Genomic DNA, 7,099 nt, shown 5'->3' on the forward strand with positions numbered 1-7,099 from the left:
CCTCCTCTCCCGACGTTCGAGGACAACCCCGCGGGTGGGTGTTGGTGTGTCTCGTGAGACACATGTCAGCCTGGAGAACCTTGGCTGCGGTGGCCGAGCCGCCGCAGGTCTGCCGAACGGGTGCCAGCGGGCTGAAGGTCGGCGTACGGGTGCAGGCGCGCCCCGGCGGTGCCGTCGGCGAGTGTGCGCTGCGGCGTGCCCGGCTCGGCCGGGGTCGGGGCGAGAGAGGTGCGGCCGAGGAGGTCGAGGGCAGCCTGGGGGCCGTGGTCGCGGCGGGCTGCGGCGACTTCGTCCAGGTCCCAGGCCATCTCTCCGACGACGGTGCGGCGTGGGCCGCGGGCCTCCACCTGGCCCCTCACTAGCAGTAGTCCGGAGTGGAACACCGTGTGCGCGCAGGCCTCGTGGGAGTCCTCGAAGAACGCGATGTCGACCAGGCCGGAGCCGTCTTCGAGCGTGCAGAAGATGACGCGCTTGCCGGACGGGATCGGAGGGGTCTGGGTGGAGGCCCGCACACCGGCGACGAGGACCTTCTGGCCGGGGATCATGCCGCGCAGGTGGGCGGCGTCGGTGGCGCCGAGCTCGCGCAGCATCCGGTGGTGGTGCTCCATCAGGTGGTGCGTGACGTCGATGGAGAGGGTCTCCAGCTCCGCGCTCATCTTGTCCCGGCTGCTCATCTCGGGCAGGCCGCTCGGGGTGGCGGTCACCAGCTCACCGCCGAGCGGTAGTTGCCCGTCGGTGGCGGCGCGGGCGCGGGAGTGCCGGTGCAGCTCCGTCACCTGGAGCATCAGGTCCCGCCGGGTGAGGTGCCCCGCGAGCGGGCCGAGCGCCCCGATGCGGAGCAGGCGTTGCGCGACCGGCAGGGACGGGCGGGCCCGTTGCCACAGGTCCTGCAGGCCGGCATAGGGCTGCCCGGCGGCGAGCCGGGCGACCTCGGCGTCGCTGATGCCCTTGACGGTGGAGAAGGCCAGCCGCACGCCCCAGCCCTGATCGGTCTGCTCGACGCTGTGGTGGGCCCGGGAGTGGTTGACGTCCACGGGCAGGATCGGCACGCCGTGGCGGCGGGCGTCGGCCACGATCACCCGTCGCGGCCACATCCCCGGGTCGTGCTCGAGGAGCCCGGCGTAGAGGAAGGCGGGGTACCGGGCCTTGAGGACCGCGGACTGCAGGGCGGGCACGGCGAAAGCGACCGCGTGCGCCCGGCAGAAGCCGTACGCCCCGAATGAGGCGACGGTCTCCCACACCTCGTCCAGCACTTCCTTGGCGTAGCCGCGCTCTGCGGCCGTACGCCGGAACCACGCCTCGACCCGGGGCAGGCGGTCCGGGTCGGCGAGGGCGCGGCGGGCGACGTCGCCGGCGGCGCGGTCGCAGCCGGTCAGCTTCGACAGGATCGCGATGATCTGCTCATGCCAGATCACCACGCCGTACGTATCGGACAGGATCGGCTCGAGGTCCGGGTGCGCGTACTGCGGCGCGGCGCCGTGCCGGGCCGCGATGAAGAGCGCGGGCATGCCCCCGCTGACCGGGCCGGGCCTGAAGAGGCTGATGTCGGCGATGACGTCCTGCAGATGGCGCGGCTGCAGTCGGCCCACCAGATCCTGCTGGCCCGGTGATTCGAGCTGGAACAGGCCGACCGTGTCGCTGCGCCGGATGAGGTCGAAGGCGCGCGGGTCGTCGAGGGAGACGTGGTCGGGGTTGTCGAGATCGAGCGCCTTGCCCGTCGTACGGCGGAGCTCGGCGACCGCGTGCGTCGCGCTCTGCATCCGCACGCCGAGGACATCGAGCTTCAGCAGGCCGAGGTCTTCGACGTCCTCCTTGTCCGCCTGCACCATCGGGTAGCCGGCCGGCGTCGGCTGGACCGGAAGCCGCTCCAGCAGCGACGCGTTGGACAGGATCACGCCGCACGGGTGCATGGCGTAGGCGCGCGGCAGCGCGTCCAGGCCCTCGGCGAGCTCCCACAGCGGTGCGAACTTGCCTGCCTGCGCGTTGAGTTGCCGCAGCTCTGGCAGTTCGGCGAGGGCGGAGCGGATGTCCCGGGCGCGGATGTGCGGGAAGCTCTTGGCGATCTCGCCCACGACCTGGGGCGGCAGGCCGAGGGCAAGCCCGGCATCGCGGAGGGCATGCCGGGCCCTGTAGGTCTCGGGCATGCCGGTGACCGCGGTCCGCTCCCGGCCGAACCGCTCGATGATCGCGTCGTACACCTCCAGGCGCCGCTCGGACTCGACGTCGAGGTCGATGTCCGGCAGCGACGTACGGCGCTCGCTCAGAAACCGCTCGAACAACAGCCGGTGCTCGAGCGGGTTGGCCGTGGCCACGAACAAGGCGTGGTTGACCATGCTCCCGGCGCCGGAGCCGCGCGCGGCGACCCGGATCCCCAGCGCCCTGGTGTCAGCGACCACCTGGGCCACGGCCAGGAAGTACCCCTCGAAGCCCAACCGGCCGACGCACTCCAGCTCGTAGTCGAGCTGCCGCACGGCGCGCTCGTCCGTGTCCAGGCCGCGGGCGACCATCCCGGCCTCGCACCGCTGCTTCAGCAGCCGCATCGCCGAACCCCGCTCGCCGGTGGCGCCCACAACGGAGGGTTCGGGGAAGTGCGGCTTGCCCAGTCCGAGATCGGCCGGGGTGAGGGTGCAGGACTGGCCGGTTGCTTCGGTCTCGGCCGTCAGACGTCGGGCTCGGCCGCGGTCGCCGCCGGCCGCCTGGGCGATCCGCTCGGCGGCCGCCATCATCGCGGACGGGGGCTTCAGCCAGCGCTCGCCGTCGTCCAGGTGCCGGCGGTCGATGGGCCGGAGCAGACGGGCCGCGTCCAGCACGTCCGCGAGCCGGTGCTGATGCGGGTCGGCGTATCGGACGGCGTTGCTCAGCACGGTGATCACTCCGAGCTGATCGGCCAGGCCCACGGTCCGCGCGGCCAGCCGCAGCGATCCCGGGCCGGTGCCCTGGCGGCCCAGATACACCGTCTCCAGGCGCAGCCGCGGCCCGGCGAGCTCCCGCCACGGCACGAGCAGCTGCTCGGCGAGATCGGGGCGGCCAGCGGTGAGGGCTCGTACCGGTTCCGATGCGGGACCGAGCATCACAACCAGGTCCTCGCCGGCGTACCTGCGCAGGACCGGCCAGGACACGACCGGCGCAGTGCCGTCGGCTTCGGCGTGCGCGGCGGACACCAGACGGCACAGCAGCGCCCACCCGGCCGAGTTCTGCGCAAGCAGCGTGACCCGCAACGAGGGCTCGACAACGTGCGCGCCGCCGCGCACCGGCGTGCGGGATCGAGCGGCCGACGGGGCGGGCATCGTGAGCGGAGCGACAGCGACGTCGACGCCGAAGACGGGCCGTATCCCGGCCGCCGCCGCGGCCTTGGCGAAGCGGACCGTGCCCGCGACGGTGTCCCGGTCAGTCAGCGCGAGCGTCGTCATCCCGCGCTCGGCAGCCCGCTGGACGAGGGCCTCGGGGAGCGAGGCTCCGTAGCGGGCGGAGTATCCGGAGGCGACGCGCAGATGAGTAAATCCACGGCCTCGCACCTCCCGCCTACCCGCTTGCCCCTCCCTGACCTACGTCCTCTCCAGGTATCCACCATAACCCGCATTCGCACAAACGTGCGAATGAGTGAGCTGCTGCCGTCCCAGCCCTCGCGGCGGACGCAAGGAGCAGAACGGCCTTGAATCAGGGGCCCAGGGTGCACCTATGTGAGTTGCGTCTCACTTTGCGTGCCGATCCTGTAAGACGGCCTGGTTCTCGGCGGAAGGGGTGAGGCCGGTCGACCGTGTCCGGCCCAGAGAGGCACCTATGTCCCACGCGTTCGAGGACCTGGCGGTCCTCGCGGTGATCGTGACCCTCGCGACGACCACCCTCGCACTGCTCGCCATCGACGCCGGCGACGACCTCACCGAGCGCCAGGCCCGCGTCCTGTGCACCGCCATGAAGGCCATCGCCCACGTCGCGATCGCCTACGGCACGGCCCTGGCCGCCCAGGACACGCCGCTCACGATCGTGATGAAGGCGGTGATGCCCCTGCTCAGGTAGCGCCCACTGCACATGCGCGAGCGACGCCGCGACCGGAGCCTGAAAGCGTGGACTTTCCCGTGGCCGTCCCTCTCGCCGAGTTCGCCCCGACCCTCCCGGTCGGGGCGAACTGGCGCTACGAACCGAAGTTCGATGGCCATCGAACTGTCATGTGGCGGGACGAGGAAACCGTCCGCCTACAAGCCCGCTCCGGCCGGGATGTCACAGCCGCATGGATGGACCTCGCACTCGCGGGACTCCGCATGCTCCCCGGCCACACCGTGCTGGACGGCGAAGCCGTGATCTACGCCAATGGAAAGATCGACTTCGCGGCCGCGCAGTCGAGAGCCGCCTCGACCCCCGCCCGCGCCCGTCGCCTCGCAGAAGACCTGCCCGCCCACTTCGCAACTGGAGTACGCACGGGTTCCCGGGCGGCCACCGAGGAGGTGATCGGGCCAAGCCAGCAGGTAGGAGACCCGTGTTCGAAGTGTCCCTCAAGCGCGTGAGATTCCTGCAATCACTCGCAGATTCCACGAGTCCCCTTCGTAATCTGCGGGTTCATGGGGGAATCCGGAACCCGTTCCCTGGCATCGGGACGTGACGCGGTCGGCCTGGCGGAGGTCTTCTCTCTCCACACCTACCGGAGCCGTTCGGGTCAGGCTGATGAGCGGTCGTACTTCTTCGACACGCTCGCGGAGTACCAGTGGGCGCGGGACGCGGCCGGGCTGATGCCCGCGTCGATCGACCAGTTGGTCAAGCCGGTGATCGAGTTGTGCGAGCACTATGACGTCGTGCCGTGGCAACTCACGCCGACGGCGTTGGACCGGTACTTCGCCGGGCCGGGCAAGAGGGCCCGCGCGACGGTCCTCGCGAAGATCAACAAGATCGATGCGTACTTCGCGTTCTTGGAGCAGAGGTACGCCGGGGAGATCCATCGGCTGTACGGGGCGGTCGTGGAGTCGCCGGTCGATCCGTTCAACCGGCCGCGCCACCGCGGTGACTTCGGGCTGCGGGTGCCGCCCTCGCCGCGGGCGATGCGGGAGTTCTTCGCTGCCTGGCGCACCGTTTTGCCGCAGTCCCGCAAGGAGGCGGTGGCGTGCCGGGACTATGTGATGGCGAAGATCGCCTACCTGTCCGGGGTGCGGGCGGCGGAGTTGTGCGGCGTGGCGATGGGGGACGTGCACTGGGAGTCGGGGCGGTGGGGCCGCTTCGTGGTCCAGGGCAAGGGCGCCCGCGGGTCCGGGCCACGGCCGCGGGAGGCTTTCTTGTTCGAGCAGGGCCGTGAGCTCCTGTGGTGGTATGTGGAGGAGGTGCGGGGGATGTTCCGGGACGACCCGGAGCATCCGGCGGCGCCGTTGTTTCCGTCCGAGCGGTTGCCGAAGCCGGTGGCGGCGCTGAACATGCCGATCGCGCCGGCGATCGTCCCGGCGACGTTCCGCCGGGCCCTGAAGACGGCGTCGCGACTGTATCTGCCGGGGCCGGTGCCGGAGTTGTTCCCGCATCTGCTGCGGCATGCGTGCGCGACCCACAACTACGAGCGCGGGATGACGTTGTGGGAGGTACAACGAATGCTCGGACATACCTGGACGACTACGACGGTCAACTACCTCGCGACGGCCCAGGCTGATCCCGAGCAGGCGGACCGCTGGCGGTCGTCGGCGACGCGGGCCGGGCAGCGGCTGGTCGCGGACAGGGGGAGCTTGCGGTGAAGTGGAATCTGCGCTGGGCGGCAGCCAAGCGCGACATCTGGCGGCCGGTCGATCTGCAAGCGGCGTTTGCGAAGGTGGGGTTCACACCGTCGCTGAGCAAGGTCGCCGCCTTGTGGGGCGGTACTCCGGTGACGGTGCGGCTGGACGATCTGGACAAGATCTGCGCGGCGTTGGAGTGCACGGTGGCCGACCTGATGGAAGCCGAGCCGGTGGCTGCCGCGACGGGCCAGGAGGAACAGGAGCGGGCGGTCGGCGGCGAGGCGGGGCCAGTGCGTCCGGTGCCGCGCCGGGATGGCCCGCGCCGGCTGCAGCCGCCGAACTGACGATGGCGGGCACGGTCGTGGTGCGGCAGTGCGCGCTGTGTCTGGACTGGGGCGTGCCGCGTCTGCGCGAGGGGCTGTGCTGGAGCTGCTCCAACTGGCTCAAGCACCGTCCGGCGCAGGCGAGTTGTGCGCGGTGCCGCCGGATCGGGCACGTAGACGGCGACGGGTTGTGCCGCCCATGCGTGATCGCGACCCGTGAGGACATCCAGTCCGGCATCGACACCGTCTTCCCGGGCGAGGCCCAACTGCACCTGTATGTGCTTGGGCTGGGACGGCAGGGCGCACGGAACTTACCGCGCCCGCGCGGTGCAACCGCTCCCTACTGGGGGCCGCACGAGGTGAAACGCCTCGTCAATGACCCGCGGATCTGTCCCAAGGTGACACGCGGACAGCAGACTCTGTTTCCGCTCCGGCGGCGCATCGAACGCGCACACGCCCGGCGAATCAGCGCCCGGACGTGGCCGGAGGAGGCGGTCCTGTACCCGATCGCCGAACAGCGGGCGTCGAGCGCGGGCCTGACGACGACGTGGCCGCACACGGTGATGCGGTTGATCCGGTGCGCGCTGGCGATCCGCGACGCCGAGGGCGAGGCCCTGGTCGCGCAGGAGATGCTTGACCAGGTCCGGTTGCCCCTGAAGACGGCCGCAGCCGAGATCCTCGCGCAGGCCGGGATGCTGCGGCCCCGCACGGCCCCACCGCCCGCACTGTGGCCGGTGGGGGCGTGCTCTGACTGTGCGAGCTGGGGCATTTCCACGGCGCGGTGCCGGGGCTGCGCGGAGTGGTGGCACAACCTCGATCGCTATCCGGTGGGCCGGTGTCCGCGGTGCCTGCGCGACGAACTGCCCGTGCACGGAGAGGAGAGCCTGTGCCGCGGCTGCCTGGCGTACGTGCGTGAATGCGGTCCCGAGACGGCGGGGCCGCCCTTCACCCAGCTCGCTTTCGCCGGTCCGCTCGCGCATCAGCTCAAGCGACGGGCCGGGGAGCTGGGCTTCGTCGTGCACAACCGGTCCGGTCCCGTCATGCGTGCCCTGGCACGGGCCCGTTCCTCGGCCGCCGCGGACGGCCACGGGG

5 protein-coding genes and 1 pseudogene are annotated in these 7,099 nt (G+C 71.3%); 5 read left to right on the forward strand and 1 reads right to left on the reverse strand.

All coding sequences use genetic code 11. The annotated features are described in order from the left end of the window. Positions 1-65 precede the first annotated feature (65 nt). Complete coding sequence (locus tag ACFTZL_RS24050; RefSeq protein ID WP_382586400.1) at positions 66-3,515, reverse strand: DNA polymerase III subunit alpha; 3,450 nt, start codon at positions 3,513-3,515, stop codon at positions 66-68. Between the two features lie 265 nt (positions 3,516-3,780). Here ACFTZL_RS24050 and ACFTZL_RS24055 point away from each other — a divergent pair, with 265 nt between their 5' ends. The 5 genes and pseudogenes from ACFTZL_RS24055 to ACFTZL_RS24075 form a co-directional block, all read left to right on the forward strand. Beyond that, on the forward strand, positions 3,781-4,017 hold the full coding sequence (locus tag ACFTZL_RS24055; protein WP_382586403.1) for a hypothetical protein: 237 nt from the start codon (positions 3,781-3,783) through the stop codon (positions 4,015-4,017). Positions 4,018-4,064: 47 nt separating this feature from the next. Then, positions 4,065-4,502, forward strand: a complete 438-nt coding sequence (locus tag ACFTZL_RS24060; RefSeq protein ID WP_382586406.1) for a hypothetical protein — start codon at positions 4,065-4,067, stop codon at positions 4,500-4,502. Between the two features lie 54 nt (positions 4,503-4,556). Continuing rightward, positions 4,557-5,705 carry a tyrosine-type recombinase/integrase gene (locus ACFTZL_RS24065; RefSeq protein WP_382586409.1) on the forward strand — a complete coding sequence of 383 codons (1,149 nt, stop codon included), beginning with the start codon at positions 4,557-4,559 and terminating at the stop codon, positions 5,703-5,705. Then, positions 5,702-6,028, forward strand: coding sequence for a helix-turn-helix domain-containing protein (locus tag ACFTZL_RS24070; RefSeq protein WP_382586411.1), 327 nt, complete (start codon positions 5,702-5,704; stop codon positions 6,026-6,028). Before ACFTZL_RS24065 ends, ACFTZL_RS24070 begins: the two co-directional genes overlap by 4 nt. A gap of 2 nt (positions 6,029-6,030) precedes the next feature. Beyond that, positions 6,031-7,099, forward strand: a pseudogene (locus tag ACFTZL_RS24075) (hypothetical protein); the annotation flags it as partial.

Origin of the sequence: Streptomyces sp. NPDC056948 (genome assembly GCF_042674225.1) — a bacterium.
In the GTDB taxonomy this organism is placed as follows: Bacteria; Actinomycetota; Actinomycetes; order Streptomycetales; family Streptomycetaceae; genus Streptomyces; species Streptomyces purpurascens.

What these genes read in the sequence shown, in the direction of transcription:
- ACFTZL_RS24065 (WP_382586409.1), top strand. Translation starts at nt 4,557, where the DNA reads ATGGGGGAATCCGGAACCCGTTCCCTGGCATCGGGACGTGACGCGGTC.
- ACFTZL_RS24055 (WP_382586403.1), top strand. Translation starts at nt 3,781, where the DNA reads ATGTCCCACGCGTTCGAGGACCTGGCGGTCCTCGCGGTGATCGTGACC.